Annotated in this window: 16 protein-coding genes and 1 riboswitch; of the genes, 10 read left to right on the forward strand and 6 right to left on the reverse strand. The window is 55.3% G+C overall.

The annotated features are described in order from the left end of the window. Nucleotides 1-121: 121 nt before the first annotated feature. Nucleotides 122-562, forward strand: coding sequence for a hypothetical protein (locus ACTOVJ_RS06655; RefSeq protein ID WP_449501828.1), 441 nt, complete (start codon nt 122-124; stop codon nt 560-562). Then, a complete protein-coding gene (gene gluQRS / locus ACTOVJ_RS06660; protein ID WP_449504325.1) occupies nt 559-1,491 on the forward strand; it encodes a tRNA glutamyl-Q(34) synthetase GluQRS in 933 nt (310 codons plus the stop codon). Before ACTOVJ_RS06655 ends, gluQRS begins: the two co-directional genes overlap by 4 nt. A 135-nt stretch (nt 1,492-1,626) precedes the next feature. Here the strand turns inward: gluQRS and ACTOVJ_RS06665 are convergent, their stop codons facing one another. The 5 genes from ACTOVJ_RS06665 to ACTOVJ_RS06685 all read right to left on the reverse strand — a co-directional run bounded on the left by ACTOVJ_RS06665 (nt 1,627) and on the right by ACTOVJ_RS06685 (nt 9,609). Next, nucleotides 1,627-1,800, reverse strand: coding sequence for an Rv0909 family putative TA system antitoxin (locus ACTOVJ_RS06665; RefSeq protein ID WP_449501826.1), 174 nt, complete (start codon nt 1,798-1,800; stop codon nt 1,627-1,629). Nucleotides 1,801-1,915: 115 nt separating this feature from the next. Continuing rightward, nucleotides 1,916-3,769 (reverse strand): BCCT family transporter, encoded by a 1,854-nt coding sequence (locus tag ACTOVJ_RS06670; protein WP_449501825.1) that lies wholly within the window; start codon nt 3,767-3,769, stop codon nt 1,916-1,918. Nucleotides 3,770-3,968: 199 nt separating this feature from the next. Continuing rightward, complete coding sequence (locus ACTOVJ_RS06675) at nt 3,969-6,833, reverse strand: CAP domain-containing protein (RefSeq protein WP_449504323.1); 2,865 nt, start codon at nt 6,831-6,833, stop codon at nt 3,969-3,971. 347 nt (nt 6,834-7,180) lie between these two features. Then, nucleotides 7,181-8,863 carry an MFS transporter gene (locus ACTOVJ_RS06680; RefSeq protein ID WP_449504322.1) on the reverse strand — a complete coding sequence of 561 codons (1,683 nt, stop codon included), beginning with the start codon at nt 8,861-8,863 and terminating at the stop codon, nt 7,181-7,183. A gap of 107 nt (nt 8,864-8,970) precedes the next feature. Beyond that, the gene (locus ACTOVJ_RS06685; RefSeq protein WP_449501822.1) at nt 8,971-9,609 is read right to left on the reverse strand and encodes a TetR/AcrR family transcriptional regulator; all 639 of its coding nucleotides are present in this window, start codon (nt 9,607-9,609) and stop codon (nt 8,971-8,973) included. 177 nt (nt 9,610-9,786) lie between these two features. On the opposite strand from ACTOVJ_RS06685, the gene clpB reads away from it, so the two are divergent. After that, on the forward strand, nt 9,787-12,432 hold the full coding sequence (clpB, locus tag ACTOVJ_RS06690; protein WP_449504321.1) for an ATP-dependent chaperone ClpB: 2,646 nt from the start codon (nt 9,787-9,789) through the stop codon (nt 12,430-12,432). Nucleotides 12,433-12,858: 426 nt separating this feature from the next. Beyond that, nucleotides 12,859-13,731: a 3-hydroxyacyl-CoA dehydrogenase NAD-binding domain-containing protein gene (locus tag ACTOVJ_RS06695; protein WP_449504320.1), complete on the forward strand. Its 873-nt coding sequence runs from the start codon at nt 12,859-12,861 to the stop codon at nt 13,729-13,731. A gap of 44 nt (nt 13,732-13,775) precedes the next feature. Here the strand turns inward: ACTOVJ_RS06695 and ACTOVJ_RS06700 are convergent, their stop codons facing one another. Continuing rightward, nucleotides 13,776-14,396 carry an NUDIX hydrolase gene (locus tag ACTOVJ_RS06700; protein ID WP_449504319.1) on the reverse strand — a complete coding sequence of 207 codons (621 nt, stop codon included), beginning with the start codon at nt 14,394-14,396 and terminating at the stop codon, nt 13,776-13,778. Between the two features lie 87 nt (nt 14,397-14,483). Here ACTOVJ_RS06700 and ACTOVJ_RS06705 point away from each other — a divergent pair, with 87 nt between their 5' ends. From ACTOVJ_RS06705 to ACTOVJ_RS06730, 6 genes are all read left to right on the forward strand, one after another. After that, complete coding sequence (locus tag ACTOVJ_RS06705; RefSeq protein ID WP_449504318.1) at nt 14,484-15,287, forward strand: serine hydrolase domain-containing protein; 804 nt, start codon at nt 14,484-14,486, stop codon at nt 15,285-15,287. A 122-nt stretch (nt 15,288-15,409) separates the two neighbouring features. Continuing rightward, nucleotides 15,410-15,495: riboswitch (SAM riboswitch) on the forward strand. 5 nt (nt 15,496-15,500) lie between these two features. Beyond that, nucleotides 15,501-16,487, forward strand: coding sequence for a methionine ABC transporter ATP-binding protein (locus ACTOVJ_RS06710; RefSeq protein WP_449504317.1), 987 nt, complete (start codon nt 15,501-15,503; stop codon nt 16,485-16,487). Then, nucleotides 16,487-17,158 (forward strand): methionine ABC transporter permease, encoded by a 672-nt coding sequence (locus ACTOVJ_RS06715; protein ID WP_449503471.1) that lies wholly within the window; start codon nt 16,487-16,489, stop codon nt 17,156-17,158. The genes ACTOVJ_RS06710 and ACTOVJ_RS06715 overlap by 1 nt, the downstream gene beginning before the upstream one ends. A 167-nt stretch (nt 17,159-17,325) precedes the next feature. After that, nucleotides 17,326-18,168: a MetQ/NlpA family ABC transporter substrate-binding protein gene (locus tag ACTOVJ_RS06720; RefSeq protein WP_449504316.1), complete on the forward strand. Its 843-nt coding sequence runs from the start codon at nt 17,326-17,328 to the stop codon at nt 18,166-18,168. Nucleotides 18,169-18,388: 220 nt separating this feature from the next. Then, a complete protein-coding gene (locus ACTOVJ_RS06725) occupies nt 18,389-19,621 on the forward strand; it encodes a hypothetical protein (RefSeq protein WP_449504315.1) in 1,233 nt (410 codons plus the stop codon). Beyond that, on the forward strand, nt 19,543-20,976 hold the full coding sequence (locus ACTOVJ_RS06730) for a coiled-coil domain-containing protein (protein WP_449504314.1): 1,434 nt from the start codon (nt 19,543-19,545) through the stop codon (nt 20,974-20,976). The genes ACTOVJ_RS06725 and ACTOVJ_RS06730 overlap by 79 nt, the downstream gene beginning before the upstream one ends. The last annotated feature ends 59 nt before the right edge of the window (nt 20,977-21,035 follow it).

Consider the following 21,035-nt stretch of genomic DNA (forward strand, 5'->3'; position numbering starts at 1 on the left):
CAGTGCTCTGCGAATAATATTCGCACCATAGAGTAGGGTCTGTGGCCGGCAGATACGTCGGACACAGACCCTACTTTTGCGTGCAATAATAGAGGACCTTTTGCGTGCAATAATAGAGGGCGTGGAACAAGTATTTATTCGCCAAGCCAATGCCCTCGATATTGCTCAGATTGCAAATCGTATGGAAAAAGATGTCCGCGAAATTAGCCCAGACAATGTTGAATCCGCACTTTCAACGATTGACAACACGATTGTTCATGGTGGCCCGAGCACGTTTTGGGTTGCGACGAGTAACAGCGCAATCGTCGGTGCAGCGAAAGTCAGCGCGTTGGGGCCAGGACACGCAGCACTGATCGCCCTTGACTGGATCAACACTGATTCGGCCCAAACTGCTGCCAAACTCGCCAGCTTTGCCCTCGGCGATCTCACAGCTCAAGCCTGGGCATTGACCACCGCACAAGAAGAATCCCTCACCGAGCTCGGCTTCGAAGCTACGGAGACCATTTTCGAAGTTGGCGACACCAGCCCGTACATCGGCGTCGGAAAACTGATGATTCGATGAGTGGCCGTTTTGCTCCCTCGCCAACCGGCGACTTTCACATCGGTAATCTTCGAACGGCGCTCCTTGCATGGGCGTTTGCCCGCTATGATTCGCGTGGTTTCGTGATGCGCATGGAAGATCTCGATGAACGCTCGCGTCCGCAATTCGTTACTTCGCAGTTGCGCGATCTTGAGGCGATAGGACTGACATGGGATGGTAGCGTGCTCTACCAGCACGAACACCTGGATTATTACGCCGACGTCGTCAGTGATCTCCTGCGCAACGGTGCGCTGTATGAGTGTTACTGTACACGCAAGGAACTTTCTCAGGTTGCCTCGGCGCCGCATCAACCTCCGGGGTCTTATCCGGGGACCTGTCGGCATGTGAACGAGACAGAGCGCGCAGCTGGGCGTGAAAAACTGGCTGCAATGAACCGTGGCCCTGCACTACGGCTTGCCACCGACGTCGTCGAACTCAGAATTGAAGATCGTCAACTAGGGTCTTACACTGGCGCAGTTGATGACTTTGTGATTCGCCGAGGGGACGGAGTGTTTTCCTACAACTTCGTCTCCGTCGTTGACGATGCCCGCACGGGGGTAGACCAGATCGTGCGCGGTGATGATTTGCTTCCATCTACGCCACGTCAGGTGTATCTGCAACGCAAACTTGATGTGTCGACTCCGCAATATGCTCACGTTCCTCTGGTGCTCAACACTCGTGGACAGCGGCTTGCGAAGCGTGATGGGGCGGTAACGCTGTCGCAACTAGCTCCATTCGGGTGGACTAGCGCCGACGTGGTTGCGCTGCTGGCAACATCCCTTGGATACGCCCCGGTGCGCAGTGCGGAAGAATTCCTTACTGAGTTTGATCCACACACGCTACCGCGTGAGCCCTGGATTGTGAATGTTGATGCACTACGCACAGGGCCTGATAAAACTTTGAGAAGTTAGAGATTCGGGAGCGCGAAAAAGGGTTGGACGGGAAAATTTCCCGTCCAACCCTTGGCTTTCGGTTGCACTGAGATGAGTCAATGCGCAAGTGTTGCCCCACCGTTCACGCACTGTGAGTGGGACGATGAAAATCAATCACTCGTTCCCGATCTTCGAATCGATTTGATCGCGAATGTTCTTGACCGTGTCGGCTTTGTCCGCGCCGAGCTTATCGGTAGCGAAGCCTTCGGCGGCATCGAGAGCCTGATCGCTCAGTTTCTCAGCCTGATCGCTGTTCAGTGCTTCCTTGGCCTTATCGAAAATACCCAACGTGGCCTCCTTCCTCTCAGTTATGTGCCGCAAAAATCCGCGGCCTGGTGCCATTCTAGATGTTGCTGTATCAGATCAGCTTGTGCTTTTAGCGCATAGCAAAACGCCTCTGAGACTATTGTGTTTTTGACTTTCGTGAACGATGAGGTGCGTGGAGCAAACGTGCACGTGCCTTCGCGGCGGCCTCACGTTCGGCGCGTTCGCGCAAGTGACGGCGTTCGCGTGCCAGCCGACGAGCGAAACGCTCCTGCTCGCGCTGATCGAGGTAGATCACGTCGTTACGTAGGTCTTTGACCAGTGAGAACATCATGGCGAATACGATGAAAAGGAACGGTGTTGCCGCCACAATGGTCACCGACTGAATGTTATTCAGGGCATCGGAGCCGCCAGAGACAAGCAGCACCAGGCCGATGAGTGCTGTCAGTAGCCCCCACGCGCCAGAGATCCACGGCGTCGCCGTCGCGCGTCCATCTTGCGAGAGAGAACCCATCACTGTCGACGCAGAGTCAGCGGAGGTGATGAAGAAAGTAGCTAAGAGCAGCAAGGCAACGAACCCGAAAATTGTTCCGCCTGGCAGATGGTGCAGGAGGGTGAAGAGCTGGCCTTCAGTGGTGGCGGCGTCGGCAATCGAGTGGCCGTTCTGCTCCATCGTGATCGCAGTACCCCCGAAGATGGCAAACCATGCGGTCGACAGACCAGCTGGAACAAGCATCACGCCCACGCAAAATTGTCGGATAGTGCGTCCACGCGAGATGCGTGCGATGAACATGCCAACGAAAGGCGACCATGAAATCCACCATGCCCAGTAGAAGATTGTCCACGAGGAGAGCCATTCGCCGGCGGTTCCATTTGCCGAAGCTGCAGTGCGTCCGGCCATTTCGAAAAAGTTTGAGACGTATGCACCGAGTGAACCCGGAAGTAGATTGAGCTCGGTGATCGTCGGGCCGATCACGAAGACGAAGACAGCCAATGCGCCAGCTAGAACCATGTTGGTGTTGGACAGGATGCGGATTCCGCGTCCGACGCCGCTCATTGCCGACAGCAAGAAACATACAGTGAGGACGACGACGATTCCCACGATGATCCCGGTACCAGGGTTGGAGATCACGCCTGCTGCTTTGAGACCTGTGCGGATCTGAAGCGCGCCAAGACCGAGAGAACACGCGGTGCCGAATACGGTGGCAAAGATGGAGAGTGAATCGATGAGCTTTCCACTCCAGCCGTTTGCGCCCTTTTCACCGATCAACGGCGTGAAGGCTGCGGAGATGAGCTGTTTGCGTCCAATGCGGTACGTGGAGTAGGCGATCGAGAGGCCGACGATGGTGTACATGGCCCACGGATGCAGAGTCCAGTGGAACATCGCTGTCGCCATTGCTGTGCCTACTTCTTGGGGATTGTGGCCGGGGACGCCGTCCTTATAGAAAGCGAGTGGCTCAGCAGCTCCGAAGAACATCAGGCCGATGCCCATGCCTGCGGCAAACATCATGGCGACCCATGAGGAATGAGAAAATTCGGGCTGCTCGTCGGCAGCGCCGAGTCGGATTGTGCCAAACTTCGAAGCGGACAAGGCCACGACGAAGATCACGAACAATGTGGAGAAGAGGACAAAAGCCCAGCCGAGATTGGTGATGACCCAGTTGAACGCTGTAGCAGAGGCGGCAGCGAACGCATCCGGCGTGATAAGGCCGACAGCCACGAGGGCGATGACGAGGATCATTGCTGGCAGTACCACACCCCAAGAAATCGGCGCATCGTCATTTTCGGAAGCCAATTCGATGGGTTTTTCGCTGTATTCGGAAACATGAACGTTCTCGTCGGCGGAAATCATTGCTGCGAGGACAGAAGTTGCGCTTGTGGGCTGCGCAGTGCTGGGGTCGATGTGTGCGCCCTCAGCCGTAGTGTGTGCCGAGTCTGTATCAGACCCGGGCGGAGCCATTGTCATATTCTCGTTATTATTCTTTTCAATCACTTATCCATTCTTATGGGAGAATGCTGGGAAAACCAAGTGTGTCAGCTAAATCGTGGGCATTTCAACATTTGACTACCTGCTGATGTGATGAATATTTGTGCGCAATTTCTGCATATATTCGTCTGTCAATGTTTGAAGGAGGGTAGGCGGAGAAACAATATCTCCGCCTACCCTCAGATCTCAAGGATACTTGCCTGGTTTACTTTTCCTTACGGAGTGTGCGCTTACGCGACGCGAACATTACTAGTCCGGTGCTTGCGGCAACAATGCCCAGCGACATCGCTTGGAGATTTGATGCTCCCGTGTAAGCCAAATCTTCTGACGAGGCGTGCTGAGCCACCTGCATTGGGGTCGGGACGGTTGGCGTGGGTGCTGGCGTGGGTGCTGGCGTGGGTGTCGGGGAAGGTTCTGTGTCCTTTGCTGCACGTTCTTCCCTCTGTCCGCCACCAGCAGGATTGGCTCCCTTCTGCGGATGTTGGTTAATCGGCTGGGTGCCACCGTGTGGGTGCTCGGTACGCTCCTTCGCTGCTTTTCCTACAGCCTCTGCTGCCGATGCGTCCACAACAGTGAGCTTATAGACCGACGTCGGCGCCCCTTCAGCAAGCGAACGAGCTACAAGGTAGTGAATTCCTGCCGGTGTGGAAACCGAGGTATCCATGCCGATGCGCAGCACACCGTCGGCATTAGCCACGCCACTGGCAACGAGGATTGGCGTGGAATAGAAGTAGACATCTGCCCTCGTATTCGGTGCGAGGTTCGTGAATGTGAACACGGCAGGTTTACCTTGAGTTACCTTGCCTTCACCAACCATCTTGGCTTCGCCCTTTGCCACTGCGGCCACCACCTGTGTGGAGTCTGTGTAAGGAGCAGTCTCACTCGCTGGTGCCTGCTGATGAGACGTACCAGATTTTTGATTCGCCGGTGCGGACGTTGCGGAATCCTCGGGATCAGCCTCTGGCTCAGGTGCGTTTTCCAGAGCTGCTTGTGCAGCGTCGAGCTTGGCGTTTGCCTGGGTGAGAGCTGTTTGTGCTTCCTTGAGAGCCACCTTCGCAGCTTGTGCTTTCGATGCCGCGTTCTGTGCCGACTGCGTGCGGCGCTGGAGTTCTGCGTCAGCAGCCTTCGCGGCGGACACTGCCCCATTGAGCTTCGTAACCTCGGCGGCAAGGCGCTTGGCTTCAGCATCGAGAGGTGCGAGTTGCGCGGTGATGTGAGCCGACGACTGCGCAGCGGTAGCCGCAGCCTCGGTTGCCGCACGCGCGATCTTTTCCTGGGCAACAACTGCTGCGGCTGCTTGTTCGGCACGCGTGGCAGCAGCTTCTGCTTTCTTCTGTGCGGCCTCTGCCTCTGCACCAGCTTTCTTCGAAATCTGGGCGGCGGCGTCGCGTTCCTTCACTGCTTGAGCGAAAGCGGCGCGCACACGCTCAAGATTTATGCTTTCAGGTGTTTGTCCGCTTTGTGCGTCAGCGAGTGCCTTTTTAGCTGATTCGAGTGCAGCGCGTGCTTCAGGGGAGCCATTCTTCGCTGCACTAGTGACACTGGAGTAGTAGGTGTCGAATTCTTTTTTGTACTGCGAAAGCGGGACGGCTGAACTTGACTTGCCATTATTCTGACCCATGATGTGGTAGCTCGGGCCTTGCGAGTATGCGGCACCAGTAGCGTCATGCGCAGGATCCACAATATTGAGGTAGTGGCCGATATTAGGGAAATCGCGAGGGAAGCTTCGATAGATATCGAGGAAGCTCAACTTGTTCAAACGCGGGTTTTTCGCAGCGAGACTGTCGTAGATTTCCTTCTCATGGTCATACCAATACCCAACGGCGCCAGCAGGGTTGGGCTGACGGCGTGAAAGATTCTCTGTGCCTTTCCATGCTGAGGGGAACGCGTGATCCCATTTATGGTTAGCGCTCCAATTAGCATTGAGCTGGGACAGTGCAGTGAGGTAATCGTCGACGAGGAGCGGCTTAAGATTTTCACCAGCTCGTCCGCCACCACTGACGCGCTTGTCATTGGAACGCTCAATGAGTTCGAAAGAATAGCGCATGTTCTCCAACGATGTGGCATCACCTTTCTTGCCGATGTTGGTGAACTGGAGCATACGCGTGCCGTCATTCTTCGCTGTGGTATCAACAGTGAGAACTTTGACTGCTTGTGCTGCGGAGTTAATTCCCGCTTTTGCGCGCTCTTTGAAGAAGCCCAGTGATCCTTGTGCGAGTTGATCTTGTGCAGCTGACTTCGATAGTTCGAGTGCTGCCTGCGCCTTTGCTACCTGTGCTTTTGCCTCTTCAACAGAGACAGCGTCCACGGCAGCACGGCCGCCATCCGGCCCGGCTTGCGCCACTGCAGCATTCATTTGCGCCTTGGCGGTTTCAGCTGCGCGAGCGAGTTTATCTGTGGTGGCTGCAGTGGTGTCAGCTTTCGCTTTTGCCTTTTCTGCATCGGCAAGTGCTGTCGCTTGTGCCTGCTCCGCGTACTTCTGCTCGTTTGTGAGCGTAGCCAGCGTGTTCTGCTCCTTCTGTGCGACCTTGGCGAGCTCATCAGCCTTCGCAGCGTCTTTCGCTGCTTGGCCAAGCTCGGTCTTCTTCGCCTTGAGAATATTGGCGGCGTCCTGGGCAGATTGTTTGGCGGAATTGAGCTGCTCAGTTGTTGGAATAGAGGCAGCGAGTTTTTTCTGATTTTCTGAGGCGATTTTCAGCTCGGAATCTGCCTGCTGGGCTTTTTTCGCTAGCTTTGCGGAGTGTTTGACGGCGGTGTCATATCTGGCCTGTGCAGCAGCTTGAGCTACTTGTGCTTCTTCAAGAGCTTTTTCAAGTTCGATTCGTGTGGGCTTGCTTTTGGCGATGTCGTTATCGGCGATGGGCTGTGTCGCTGTGGAGGGAGCAGAAGTTGTGCCATTCTTCGCAGTGTTAATGGTCAGTGTGTCTGGGGTTTGTGAGGGGGCAGGGCTGACCAGGCGTTCCTTTCCTGTATTGTGTGCATCCGGGGCGGCCTGAGCGGCGAGTGGTGCAAGCATCACGACGCCGGCGCCGAGAGCGGCTGCAGTGGTCAGGGTTTTCTTCCGTGCCATTAACGTTTCCTTCGAGTGTGATCTGGTAAAAATAGCGTTTCGTGCTTTTCGTGTCACTGCTGTCACATATGGCTCAATTGTCCCGGCTGGTGAGGTGGGTGTCAACGGCTAGAGCGTGTTGGCGAAAAGAGATCTTGCACTGTTTTCGGCGTGTCGATTTAGTGTGTTGTTTTTGTGTGGTAGAGAGCGTGTTTGTCGATGTCTTGAAGGCATATTGAGAATATGGCTTGACTCTGACGCAGATGCGCTCGCGGAGGAACATCGGGAACTGTTGAGCGATTTTTTTCAATGAGCATGAGGGAAGCTGGAGGTCGGGAGATGTCTCTTGCTTCCCTCACGCACGCGGACTAGTGCGCCCCGACGTCGGTTGATTTGGTGTGCGCTGGTTGTGGAGAAATGTGGCCGACGCTGTCGTGAGAGTCGTATTCTTTCTCGGACATTCCAATGGTCCAGCCTGCGCGTGTCCTTTTCTGGTGTGCGCGGTCGGCTTTGAGGAGGAAGAGAGAAGCAATGAAACCAACCAGTAAGAAGGCGCCGCAGGTGAGCATCACGGTCACAGTGGCGTTGGAGAATGCAGAATGAAGCACATCGAGTACCTGACGATTGCCCTGGGCAAGCCCCTCAATCGCACCGCCGGCAGAATCGATGGTTGCCTTTGTTATTCCAGCTACTGCCTGTGACGGCACGCCGGCGTCTTCGAGTTTTCCTGGCAGATGTGAATCGAGGCTTGCCGCCATTGCTGTCCCAGCGAGTGCCACGCCAATTGCAGAGCCAATTTGTCGGAACGTCGATTGTGTAGCTGATCCCATGCCCGAGCTTTCAACGGGAACTTCCTCAAGCACCACGGATGCGAGCTGTGCTGAGGCTAGTCCGGTACCAAATCCGTAGAAAGCGAGCAAGGCTGCCAGGAGAACTGGAGAGATTGTTGGTGTGACCACAAGTGCCGTTACAGCAATGCCGATTACTTCAATTGCCAAGCCAAGGGCGACTGTCGCGGCAGAGCCGAGGGCTCGTGCGATATGGCGGGCAGCACCGCCGGAGATGATGGCTCCCAGAGCTAGAGCTGACAGAACCCATCCAGAATGCATCGTAGATAAGCCAAGTACGTTGACGAGGAACAGCGGCAGCGCGAACAGCACGCCGAATTCGCCTGTGGCGACGGTGAGTGCCGCGATATTGCCGCGCTGGAAAGTGGGGATGAGAAAGAGTGAGAAGTCGAGCAGCACGTGCTTACCCGCGCGCTTGCGCGTCACTTGGTTTATCACGAATACGGCGAGGAGTGCTACGCCAAGCATCAGTGCAGTTGTTGAGAATGAAATCGCATGAGTCCACGTAAATGAGCCGAAGATGGGTGCGGACTTCGGTGTGAACCAGCCGTAGGTGGTGGCTTCGATCAATCCGAAGACGATCAGCGCAAATGCAACGGTAGAAAGGAGAGCGCCACCGATGTGGATCGGCTCGCGTGCTCCCGCATTTTCAGGAAGTACCCACATCGCCCACGGGACAAGGATGATCACGATGGGGACGTTAATGAGGAAGATCCATGGCCAGGTAAAGTCTGTCGTCAACCATCCACCGAGCAGTGGACCGATGGCGGCCATGCCAGCCATTGCAGCTCCCCAAAGCCCGAATGCAGTAGCACGTTTCTTTCCCCGGAAAATTGCGTTAATTGTGGACAGGGTGGAGGGGAGAACAAGTGCTCCGCCGATACCTTGCAATCCGCGCGCAGTGATCAACAGCCCAGGTGTGCGTGACGCTGCCGCCAGGGCTGATGCCGCTGCGAAGACCACCAGGCCCGCGATAAAAATTTTCTTCCGTCCGATTCGATCACCAAGGGTGCCGAGTGGAAGGAGGAGGGCAGCAAACACCACTGTATACAGTGACGACACCCACTGTGCCTGCGTGAGCGTGAGTCCCAGATCGGAAATGATTGTGGGAAGCGAGACAGAGGTGACCGTGCCGTCAAGTACGATCAAGCTGACTCCGAGAACCACGGTGGCAAGAGCTTGCCACGGATTTTTGATTGTCATGTGGGTATCCATTTCTAAAATCGCCGTTAGGTGGCGAAAGTTTTTATGCCGGTTGTGCAGGCGGACTCGAAGAAAAGCGAGTGTCAGTAAGGCATCGCGCCGCGTCATTACCGTGAAAGAAAAGCGAATCCTTTGTTAACGACGTCGGCGGGTGGTGTCGTGTCGGATGAAAGCTGTGAACGCAATGCAAGCCGGAGGATCTGATCTCCGAGTGACATAATGAGTGATCGCTCGATGGGGCTCTCACCGCCCTGGCGAGTAGCAAGATTGCGTTCAAGTGCGTCAATATGCGATCGGGTTGCTTCGGCGTTGGGAATTTCTCCGCCAGAGCCTGCCGCATGAACGTAACGATCTAAGATCCGTTCGGATCGAGCTGCTAAATCAAAATCTTCTGTCCGCTCGATTGCTCCTTCGATCCCGGCGCGGACTGCATCAAGTGCGCTGACATTTTCCGGCTGGCTCAGAGCGATCCCCATGTAAGTCGAACGTGCAATGAAGTACGGCATCAAGAGCGCGGCCATTTTCGAGGGGACGTAGTTGAAGAACGTTCGCCTTGAGATGCCGGCTTCTTTGGCGATGTCGTCAATAGAGACGTTGTCGATCGACTGGGCCCGCTCTGCCAAGGTGATTGCGGCGCGTGAAATCTCCCGACGCCGGGCTAAATATTTTTCTTCATGCCACGGGTGGTCTGCTGGCTGGTTGCTTTTGATCACATCGGGGGTTATCGGCTGCGTCGTGTTTGTCATATGTTGCACTCTAGTGCAAAAATGCACTTGAGTGCAACAGGTAATACTTTGGAGAATGTATCTGATGACGCTATTTACATCTTTTCTTGAGTGGAATAGACTCAACTTCAGAGGCGTTCTTTATGATGGAACAAAGCAATACCGCGTAAAAGCGCGGGAAAGATTTCGGAGGAATCCATGGATAAATTAACAACCAAGTCGCAGGAAGCGCTCGCTAGTGCAATCCAAGCGGCAACGGTGGCGGGCAACCCGCAGTTGGAACCCGTCCACCTTCTCGCCGCTCTGCTCGAACAAGAAGGTGGAGTAGCAAATGGTCTGCTCGACGCCGTCGGCGCAAACCGTAATGCGATCACGCAGCGAACATCCGCAGCTCTTGCTGCGTTGCCGTCGTCGTCGGGAAATACGGTGGCGCAGCCGCAGGCTTCGCGTAATCTCTCCCTCGTCCTTGCTGACGCTGGTAAGGAGGCAACCGCCCTCGGAGATGCGTTCATTTCAACGGAGCATCTCCTCATGGCGCTGGCCTCGTCGGCTTCTGGTGCGGGCGATTTGTTGCGCGCAGCCGGAGTGACACGCGATCAACTCGCCTCGGCGCTTCCGGCGGTGCGCGGAGGAGCAAAGGTGACGAGCGCAGATCCGGAAGGAACATACAAGGCACTCGAAAAATACGGCACTGACCTGACCCAGATGGCTCGTGAAGGGAAGCTTGATCCGGTCATCGGACGAGATTCCGAGATTCGCCGCGTCGTTCAGGTACTCTCGCGCCGCACGAAGAACAACCCTGTTCTGATCGGTGAGCCTGGCGTCGGTAAAACCGCGGTTGTGGAGGGTCTCGCCCAGCGTATCGTCGACGGCGATGTGCCCGAATCTCTGCGCGGCAAGCGTCTGATCTCCCTCGACATATCTTCGATGGTGGCAGGTGCAAAGTACCGCGGCGAATTCGAGGAGCGTTTGAAGGCTGTACTTGCAGAAATCAAGCAGTCCGACGGCGAAGTGGTGACTTTTATCGATGAGCTTCATACCGTCGTCGGCGCTGGTGGCGGCAGCGATGGCGCAATGGATGCTGGAAACATGCTCAAGCCAATGCTCGCGCGCGGTGAGCTGCGGCTCGTCGGTGCAACTACGCTCGACGAATACCGCGAGCATATCGAGAAAGATCCTGCACTCGAACGTCGTTTCCAGCAGATCTACGTTGGTGAACCGAGTGTGGAAGATACCGTGGCAATTTTGCGCGGTATCGCGCCGAAGTACGAGGCACACCATAAGGTGACGATTTCCGACGGCGCTCTCGTTGCTGCTGCGACCCTCTCGGATCGTTATATCACCGAGCGTCAACTGCCCGATAAGGCGATCGATCTGATCGACGAAGCGGCCTCACGTCTACGGATGGAACTCGACTCTTCGCCAGAAGAAATCGATGCCCTCCAACGCCAGGTCAACCGATTGAAGATGGAGAAGTCCTACCTCGAAGACACCGAGGAGGATCTCGACGCCGGTGCGAAGGATCGACTGGAGAAGCTCGACGCCGAACTCGCGGACAAGAGTGAGGAGCTTGCCTCGCTCAACGCGCGTTGGGAATCGGAAAAGGCCGGGCGCAACAAGGTCGGCGATCTGCGTGTGAAACTCGATGAGTTGCGCACGCAGTTGGAGAAATCCTTGCGTGAAGGGCGCTACGAGGATGCTGGCCGTTTGCAAAATGGTGAGATTCCACAGGTTGAGCGCCAGATTACGCAGGCTGAGGCTGCTGAACAATCGTCGGGTGGCGAGCCAATGATCGCTGAACGAGTGGACGCTGACGGTATCGCCGAAGTTGTCTCCGCCTGGACGGGTATCCCGGTTGGTCGCTTGATGGAAGGTGAAACCGAGAAGCTACTCAAGATGGAGGACTTCATCGGACAGCGTTTGATCGGCCAAAAGCGTGCAGTTGCATCCGTCGCGGATGCGGTTCGCCGTAGCCGTTCGGGGCTTGCTGACCCGAATCGTCCTACCGGTTCGTTCCTGTTCCTCGGACCGACTGGCGTCGGCAAGACGGAGCTAGCCAAGTCGCTCGCGGAGCTCTTGTTTGATGACGAGCGCGCGATGGTCCGTATTGACATGTCTGAGTACGCCGAACGTCACTCGGTGGCGCGCCTCATTGGTGCTCCTCCGGGGTATGTGGGCTACGAAGAGGGTGGTCAGCTCACTGAGGCAGTGCGCCGTCGCCCCTACGGGGTGATCTTGCTTGACGAGGTCGAGAAGGCTCATCCGGAAGTTTTCGATATTCTGCTTCAGGTGCTCGACGACGGACGTTTGACTGACGGACAAGGCCGCACGGTGGACTTCCGCAACACAATCCTCATCTTGACCTCGAACCTCGGCTCGCAGTTCCTTGTCGATCCGGGCATGGATGAGAGCGCCAAGAACGAGGCTGTCATGGCAGCAGTTCATGGACACTTCAAGCCTGAGTTCCTTAACCGTCTCGATGACGTGATTGTTTTCGAGCCACTTTCGGTGGGCGAGATCGGCACAATCGTCGAGCTCCAGGTGGCTCAGCTTGCCAAGCGTCTTGCAGATCGGCGCGTCACGCTCGAAGTGAGGCCGGATGCTCGCGATGTCCTCACCTTTGGTGGGTATTCTCCTGCTTTTGGTGCACGTCCGTTGCGCCGACTCATCCAGCGCGAAATCGGCGATCAGCTCGCACGTATGCTTCTTGCGGGTGAGGTGGTCGACGGCGATACCGTGGTGGTGGAGCCTGCTGAACTCGATACGTCCGCGCTTGAGATGAAGGGTGCAAACGCTCTGGGCTTTGGCCGTGATGGCCACGAGCTGAGGCTGCGCGTTCAGTGATGCAGTTTGTGCACAGGTTGCCTGGCGTCGGGTGTGTTTTCTCGACGCCAGGCACTTTTTCGATGTCATTTCAACTAGTACGGCGACCATTCGCACAATGAGCGGTCACCATCCACCAGGCTGATGATGGCGACGCTTCCTCGCGTAATACTGGTCAAATGCTGTTGAAAGTGATTCAAGAATTAGCACGCTCGCAATAGCAGTAAGCAAGACACTGACTCCAGAAAATAGCAGTAAGCAAGACACTGACTCCAGAAAATCCATGCCTACCAGTCATAAGGCGCTCAGAGCAACAATGTGTGTTGGTGTTCCAAGAAGTGTTCTTGTGATCAGATGGCCAACCCACATGAGCCGCAAGGAATACACTGAAAGAGAGCACGAAGGCGTCGCTTTCGCGAAGTTCAGTAACGAATGGAGATGGGAAGAATGAGCACTGCACTCATTGTTGGTGGCGGTCTGATCGGAATGTCGTTTGCGCAGCGTTTCGTTGACGCGGGATGGGACGTCCACATTGTTGATGTGCGCCCCGAACTAGCACACGTGGTCAAAGAGAATTTTGGTGATCGCGGTGCTTTTTTCACCGATCTCGAAACGGCAGCAAAAGGCGTGGATTTCGTTCAGGAAGCTGGACCAGAGAACCTTGAGGCTAAGCGTGAACTCTTCATGCAACTTGGGGAACTGACAGGCGAGGGAGTCGTCTTAGCTAGCTCCTCGTCGGCGATTTTGCCTTCAAAGATCGCTGAAGGAAATCCACATGCACACCGGATTCTTATCGGGCATCCCTTCACTCCGCCCGCGATCATGCCAGTGCTTGAAGTGGTTCCAGGAAAGGATACCGAGCCGAAGATTGTGGATCGTGCGATGGAAATCTACCGCGAACTTGGCTTCGATCCTTCACGCTTGAAGAAGGAGATCAACGGATTTGTGGGCAACCGGATCCAGAAAGTCGTTATGTGGGAGGCAATCGCGCTGGTTCAGGAAGGCGTAATCGACGTCGAAGATCTTGACCGGATCGTGCGCCACTCGCTTGGACTGCGTTACGCAGCTGTCGGCCCGTTCGAAGCGAACCGACTTGGTGGCGGACCGACCGGAGGGATGCGCAAACTCATCGAAGCGATCGCCGGGGATTGGGATACCACGCTTGCGCCGCTCCAACCTGATCTTACCCATATGGACGAGGTCTACCGTCAAGTCGAACAGACTTACGGAAACAATGAGTCGAGCTTCACTGCACGCGCTGAGACACGCGATGCGAAGATGCGCGGATTCCTTGAGGTAATTGACGAAAACGAAGGCTGAGCGCTTAGTGTGTGAGGCGCCCGCCCCCGTTTCTCGTCTGAGCGTTATGCGCGCTCCGAGTGGTGGCGTCGCACTGCGCTGATCGCTGCAGCGACACGCGGTGCGACGTCGGTGTCTTGGGGGAGTGCGTCCACAGCAAACCAGCGGAGTCCGGCTGATTCGTCAGAGATGTGCAGGCGAGCCTGCGTGCTCGCGATCACGGCGAATCCAATATCCCAATGCTCACGGCACTGCGAGAAACCGTCGCCGAGCTGGTGAACGTTGATATCGGCCGGCGTCGGGATAACGCCGACGAAATCGCTGACGCCGGTTTCTTCGCGCACCTCGCGCAAAGCTGCCTCGCGCAGCGATAGATCGTCTTCTTCCAGGTGACCACCCGGCTGAAGCCACATCTGTGCCTTTTTGTGGAATACGAGGAGCGTTTGCGACAAATCTTCACTCAGCATAATCGCCGACGCCGTCAGGTGTGCATCCTTGCGTCCCTTAAAGAGGGCGTCCTCGCCCGCGTGGCGAACATATCTCGCGTAATCAGCTGCGGAATGTGTGGTGTGACCTGTATTGGGCACGCTGTTCCAGGCGTCAATTTCTCTCATGACTTCCTGTGGAAAAAGCACCGTGTTGTTCGAGGCGGACATGTGCGACGGGGGAGTGAGGTTTTCGTTCATGAGTTAAGTCTCGCACGCGAAGGCATGAGCTGGAGGGTGATATCACCTGTGGCTGATACGTGTGTGTGGCGCGGTAGAATCACATACATGCGTACCTTTCCTTTGACGAGCGACCACTTTCCATTCGACCATGCGTATATTGCGCTCGATGTCAACGGCGTGAACGCTATGTGTGGGGATGTTGATCAGGTGTTTCCTCTGGCATCAGTGACGAAGCCCATGGCGGCGTGGGCAATTCTTATCGCCGTTTCTCAAGGGAAAATCTCGCTTGATGTACCAGCAGGACCTCAAGGTTCCACTATCGCGCACCTCCTCGCACATGCTTCCGGGGTTGGCCCCGATCCGAGTGCGCCGATCACTCGCGTCGGCACCAAACGCATCTACTCCAACTACGGCTATGATCTCCTGGCCACGGTTTTCAAAAACGAAACAGGCATCAGTGCGCAAGAGTGGATGCACGCCGCGCTTTTTGGGCCTCTCGGTATGGCGACGGTGACGCTCGACGGTTCGATTGCGAAGGATGCGCGTGGTAGTGCGGACGATGTTGCGAAATTTGCTGCTGAGCTCCTGCATCCCACTCTTTTGCCGTCTGAACTGGCTAAACTTGCTAGCACTCCTTTCCTTCCTGGTCTTTCCGGTGTGGTTCCGGGATACGGCCGGCAGACGGATTGTCAGTGGGGGCTCGGCCTCGAAATTCGAGATCATAAGGCCCCGCACTGGACCGGCTCTGACTTCTCTGCGCGTACATTCGGGCATTTTGGACAATCCGGCTCCTTCATTTTTGTGGATCCTGATGTGGGAAAAGCTGGAGTCTTTGTGGGAGCACAGCCATGGGGTGAGGTGCACGCGGCGAACTGGCCAGCGCTAACGAACGCGATGCGTGCCTGCTAACAGCTAGTCCGGCTGGCGTGCCAGCCCTGGCTCCTGCACCTCCGACGCGAACGTCCATCATGTGGACGCGAAGCGGCGAAATCTTGACACATTCCGATTACGTGCCTAAGGTGGAGCTCACTTGACCATCAAGAGTAGCTGAGAGACCTAGCTCGATGACGCTACAGCAACCGCGCAAGAGCGGTGCTACAGCTAGGACCGATGGAGGAAGAAATGATCACACTCGATTCAGTCACCAAGGTTTACTCTGGCACGCCCGAGGTTATGGCACTTGACGGTATTTCGCTTGAGATTGCTCCTGGTGAGATCCACGGAATTGTAGGCGAATCGGGTGCAGGAAAATCTACTCTCATTCGTTGCCTGACGGCTCTTGAGCGGCCGACGTCGGGTCGGATCATCGTAGATGGTCAAGATTTAGCTGCTGTGTCGACGAAAGAACTTCGCCACGCACGCCGGGCGATCGGCATGGTGTTCCAAGGCGGACACCTCCTTGATTCGCTGACCAACGCTCAAAATATCGCTTATCCAATGAAGATCGCAGGTGTACCGAAGATGCAGCGCCGTCAGCGCGCGGCTGAACTCCTCGAACTTGTTGGTCTTCCTGACCGTGGCGATGTTTACCCTAGACAGCTTTCGGGGGGACAGCGTCAACGCATTGCGATTGCCAGAGCCCTTGCGGCGAACCCGAAGGTTCTCCTGTGTGACGAGCCGACTTCGGCTCTTGATCAGGCCACCACATACCAGATTCTGCAGTTGATCTCGGAGATTAACGAGCGCACCGGCGTCACCGTCGTCATTATCACCCATGAAATGGAAGTCGTACGCGAAATCTGCACCAACGTCACCATGCTTGACCACGGTAAAATTGCGCAAACCGGCAGGGTTGAAGAGGTCGTCTCCGACGTCACCTCGCGCCTGGGCGCAGAACTTGTGCCACCTCCGAGAGTGTCTCCCGACGTCGTCGCTGAGCAAACAACGCTCCTGGACGTGGCTTTCTCCGCAACTCCTGGTCAGCCTGCGGCTTCAGCAATTCTTGAATTTGCAGCTGACAAGGGTGCTGACGTGACTTCGGGGCGTTTTGAAACCGTGGGCAAAGCACAGGTTGCGCGCCTGGTTCTGTCTGTGCCGACTTCATCGGCCGCACGGTTTGCGCAGGAGCTTCGCCAGCGCGGAGCGCATGTTGAGGAGAGGGCGGCCTGATGGGCGATCAGATGTGGTTGAATAACCCGGCGATTACTGAATCGTTGGCGTGGTCGATCTGGGAGACCCTTCTCATGGTGGGGATTTCTGGTCTGGCGACGGTGGTGCTCGGCGTGCCGCTCGGTATGGCTGTGGTGGCAACCCGTAAAGAGGGGATTGCGCCGAACATCGTGATCAATCGTTTGCTGGGGTTCATTGTGAATCTTGGGCGATCGATTCCGTTCATTATTTTGCTCATTGTGCTTTTCCCGTTGACCCTCATCATTATGGGAACGAATCTTGGCTGGCAGGGTATGGTTTTTCCGCTCACGGTGGCGGCCGTGCCATTCTTTGCGCGCCTCGTGGAATCGAACATGCTGGCAGTTGATCCGTCCAAGATTGAAGGTCTGCAGATGATGGGTGCGACGGGTTGGTCAATTCTGTGGCGACAAGTGCGAGAAGCAATGCCGTCGATTATTCAGTCGGTGACGGTTTTGCTCATCACTTTGGTAGGTTACTCCGCAATGGGTGGCGCAGTTGGTGGCGGCGGTTTGGGGGGTCTGGCCTATAACTATGGCTATAGCCGCTACATGATTGACGTTTTGGTGATCACGATCGTTGTGATCGTTGTGATTGTGCAGATTATCCAGATGGTTGGAGACATGCTGAGCCGGTATGTCGACCACCGCTGAGAGACATACCGGGAAATTCGCGGCTGCAGTGCCGCACTGTACAGCGGGATCCGCTTATCTTTTCGCGCCGCGACTGCGGCTACGTATCGGCTCGCCCGCAAACGCCTAGGCGTGGCCACACAAACTTTCGGGATATGTCCCTCTTTATTATTTGCAAAGGATTAATCATGAATCGCAAACTTGCCATCGTTGCTACTCTCGCTGCTGCTACCCTTGCGCTGGGCGCGTGCGGAACGTCGTCGTCGACAGGGACGACGAAGAACGCGGACGGAACCGTAACGCTTAAAGTAGGTGTGAGCCCGGTTCCGCACGGTGACATCATCAAGTTTGTCAAGGACAACCTTGCCAAGAAAGCTGGATTGAACCTGGACATTGTTGAATACTCCGACTATGTGCTTCCGAACAAGAATCTGGAGAATGGCCAGCTTGATGCGAATTACTTCCAGCATCTCGCTTACCTCGAAGCTCAGGAGAAGGAGTTCGGCTACAAGTTTGAGCATGGTGAAGGCATCCATATCGAACCGTATGCTGTGTACTCGAAGCGGGTAAAAGATCTCAAGGATCTGCCTGAAGGTGCCACGATTTCGATTGTGAATGATCCGGCGAACCAAGCTCGTGCACTGGTGTTGCTTGCCAAGCAAGGCGTGATCAAGGTGGACGAGAATAAGAAGGATCTGACGATTCACGATGTGGCGGAGAATCCGAAGAAGATCCACTTCCAGGAGATTGAGGCGCCGAACCTTCCGCGTACTCTCGATTCAGTGGATGCGTCGGTGATTAACGGCAATTTTGCATTGGAAGGTGGCTTGACACCATCGAAGGATGCGATCGTAGTTGAAGAGGGTAAGGACAATCCTTACGCTAACTTCCTTGCCTGGAAGGCTGATGTCCCAGCTGAGAAGAAGGCCGCGGTGAAGAAGCTTGATGATCTCCTGCATTCGCCAGAGGTTGCAAAGTTCATCAAGGAGAAATACGCCGATGGTGCTGTGATCCCAGCATTTGGTAACTGACAATATTCATGAGGGAGGGAGGGCGAGTAAACTCGCCCTCCCCCTCATGCTGATGACAACTTTTTCAGTGATTTCATCGGTCAAAAGAGGGAGGAGTAGCGAAAACAGTCAGTGAACAGGGCTAAAGTAAGTAGCCTCTCATTGCAAGAATGCTGAAAATTTACATGGAGCTTTGCTAAAATTAGGGAATTGGGAGGTATGCACACCATAGCCTCTCAACGTGTTTAAGAGGCTCAAGGGGATGTTCCCTGAGGTGATCTTCCAAGGGAGTGAAATGTATAATCGTGCGCTTTCAGGTGCTGTGACGTCTGTGTTAGTGGTGGCTGGAACTGCAGGAACTGCGGTTGCGGCTCCAGAGGCAGTATTGTCCGAAGCTAACACTCAATGTGTTGGAGCCACCGAGAAGCTCAATCAACTTAAAGCCGCTGAAACCATGCTTGCTGAGGCGAAGCGTGGACTTGCAGCATCTGAGAAGGCTCTGAAGGAAGCTCGGGCGGCGCATGATGGCGCCATCGCTGCAGAGCGTGAAAAAGCACAGCGTGCTGTTGATGCTGCTAAGCGTGCTGTTGACGCCGCTCGCGTTGCTTACGACAAGGCTGTTGCTGCCGATCAGGCATACAAGGCTGCGAAGGCTGCGACTGAGTCGGCTCCGGTTGATCGTGCACAAGCTGCATTTGATAAGGCACTAGCAGCCGAAACTGAAGCTCAGGCTGCGTATGATGCGTGGAAGGCCGCCGCAAAGGGTGTTGAAGGAATCAGCCTTGATGCTCTTCGTAAGGATCTTTCAGAGAAGAACAAGGCTGCGATTGCTGTCGATACCGATGCTCTTCGTAAGGATCTTTCAGAGAAGAATAAGGCAGCTATTGCTGCGAAGACCGAGGCTCGCAAGGCTAAGCGCGATAAGACAAACAAGGACGCTATCGCTGCCGGTGAGCGCGTTGAGAAGATGCGTGAGGCTATTGTGGACGCCGCTGCCAAGGATAAGGCAGTCGTGGATACCGAGGATGCGCTTGCGAAGGCGAAGGAAAATTTGACAAAGGCGGACGATGATGCGACCGCTGCTCACGAAGCCGTGACGAAGGCTGAGGAGACAATCGCTCAGGCTGAAAAGTTGATGGCAGAATATGATGCCGCCGTCAAAGCTGAAAAGAAGGCCGATGAAGAATTGGCGTCAGCAACTACTGAACTTGAAAATGGAGAAGAGGCTCTTAAAAAGGCTGAATCAGACAAATCAAAGGCGGATGCAGCGTATCGTGCTGCTCATTCAGAAGAAGAGAAAGCGTGGCAAGCTAGCGTTGTCGCCAAACAAGCGAAAGAAAATGGTCAACAGAAGCTGGACAAGCTGAAGCTGCATTGGCCGAGGCTAAGGAGAATTTGGCTAAAGCCAAGGCAAACCACAACAATGACCTTTCCGTTTGGGAGAAGCAGGTTGAGGAAGCCGATTCTGCCGTGAAACAGGCTCAGCAAGATGCTGCTGGCGTGAATGAGAAAGAGCTGGAGGAAAAGCAGAAAGCAGCCGATTTGCTATGGCGTGAAAAGGATAAAATCCAACGGCAGCTTGAACAAGAGCTGACTGCCGCTGAGAATAATGCCAAAAGTGCCAAGGATCGTGTGGCAGCGCTTAAAGAGGCTTTTACAAAGAAAAACAATGCTTCAATTGCTGCCGCAGGGGAAACGAGTGCGAAGCGCAAGCTTTGGGGAGAAAGCCGGATCGCAGCAGTTGAAGCTGCGAAAAAACTTCCTACACTTGAATCTACTCGGAAGACTTTGAACCACAGTGCTGTTCGTGCAAGCGAAGTTGTTCAGGCTCTTGAGGAGCGGCTGAAAGAAGCAAAGGCAGATGCTGACAAGGCTGATGTCAAGGAGCTTCGCGAGAAGTTGGTAAAGTTGGAGGAAGTTAAGCGCAAGGCTGATGCTTTTGCTGAAGAGGCTAACAAGGCATACGAGCAGGTAGCTGCCCTGGATAAAGCTGTTGAGGATGCACTCGCTGCCTACAATGCTGCGCTGGCCGTGGATGAGGCCGCCGAAGAGGCTCTTCACACCTACAACGACGCCGTCGCCGCCTTCGATAAAGTGGGCGAGCTCTACAACAAGATGGCTGAAGCGAACAAGAAGTCGATCGCCGCTGGTGATTCAAGCGCACTGAAGGCGGTACTGGATAATGCAAAGGCTTTGGCTGCAAAGTTTAACGCAGCCCTGAAGGAATCGCTGGATGCTGGCGATCCGGATGTCAAGCTTGCTCTTTGGGCCTCTGCGCAGACAAATGCCAATAATGCTGGTGCCCTGAACATGGATGCTCCGGAGATCGTGAAGGCTGCTCAAGCAGTGAAGGCTGCTGAAGGCCAACTTGTGGTTGCCAAGGATCGCGTTACCGCGATGGAAACCAAACTGAAGCTGTCGAAGGACCTTGAGATTTGCCAGGTACCGCAGATGCCGCTTAAGCCGGCTAACCCGAAGGTTCCGGCTGATCCGAAGGTTCCGGACGTGCCGAAGAAGGAAAAGCCTGAGGTTCCGGACGTACCGAAGAAGGAAAAGCCTGCGGTTCCGGACGTACCGAAGAAGGAAAAGCCTGCTCCGACTGATCCGAAGCCTGCTCCGAAGGACACCTCCGCGTCGCCTCAGCCTGCTCCGAAGGACACCTCCGCGTCGCCTCAGAAGAAGACAAACAAGACTGAGAAGCCCGCACAGCAGCTCCCGAACACGGGTGCTTCGACCGGTCTCGCTGCAGGTCTCTCCCTGGCAGCTATTCTCGGTGGTTTGGGCTTGATGACCACGTCATACTCGCCGCGTCATCGCCGCAACTCCTGATCAATACTAAAAATGGGGTTGGGTCTTGGAGCAATTCCACGGCCCAACCCCATTTTTTA

Source organism: Arcanobacterium sp. (ex Cirak et al. 2026), assembly GCF_053585065.1.

Bases quoted from the DNA above. Each gene is read 5' to 3' on its own strand.
- ACTOVJ_RS06675 (WP_449504323.1), bottom strand. From the start codon at position 6,833: ATGGCACGGAAGAAAACCCTGACCACTGCAGCCGCTCTCGGCGCCGGC.
- ACTOVJ_RS06720 (WP_449504316.1), top strand. From the start codon at position 17,326: ATGAATCGCAAACTTGCCATCGTTGCTACTCTCGCTGCTGCTACCCTT.
- ACTOVJ_RS06710 (WP_449504317.1), top strand. From the start codon at position 15,501: ATGATCACACTCGATTCAGTCACCAAGGTTTACTCTGGCACGCCCGAG.
- ACTOVJ_RS06685 (WP_449501822.1), bottom strand. From the start codon at position 9,609: ATGACAAACACGACGCAGCCGATAACCCCCGATGTGATCAAAAGCAAC.
- ACTOVJ_RS06680 (WP_449504322.1), bottom strand. From the start codon at position 8,863: ATGACAATCAAAAATCCGTGGCAAGCTCTTGCCACCGTGGTTCTCGGA.
- ACTOVJ_RS06715 (WP_449503471.1), top strand. From the start codon at position 16,487: ATGGGCGATCAGATGTGGTTGAATAACCCGGCGATTACTGAATCGTTG.
- gluQRS (WP_449504325.1), top strand. From the start codon at position 559: ATGAGTGGCCGTTTTGCTCCCTCGCCAACCGGCGACTTTCACATCGGT.
- ACTOVJ_RS06705 (WP_449504318.1), top strand. From the start codon at position 14,484: ATGCGTACCTTTCCTTTGACGAGCGACCACTTTCCATTCGACCATGCG.
- ACTOVJ_RS06695 (WP_449504320.1), top strand. From the start codon at position 12,859: ATGAGCACTGCACTCATTGTTGGTGGCGGTCTGATCGGAATGTCGTTT.
- ACTOVJ_RS06700 (WP_449504319.1), bottom strand. From the start codon at position 14,396: ATGAACGAAAACCTCACTCCCCCGTCGCACATGTCCGCCTCGAACAAC.
- clpB (WP_449504321.1), top strand. From the start codon at position 9,787: ATGGATAAATTAACAACCAAGTCGCAGGAAGCGCTCGCTAGTGCAATC.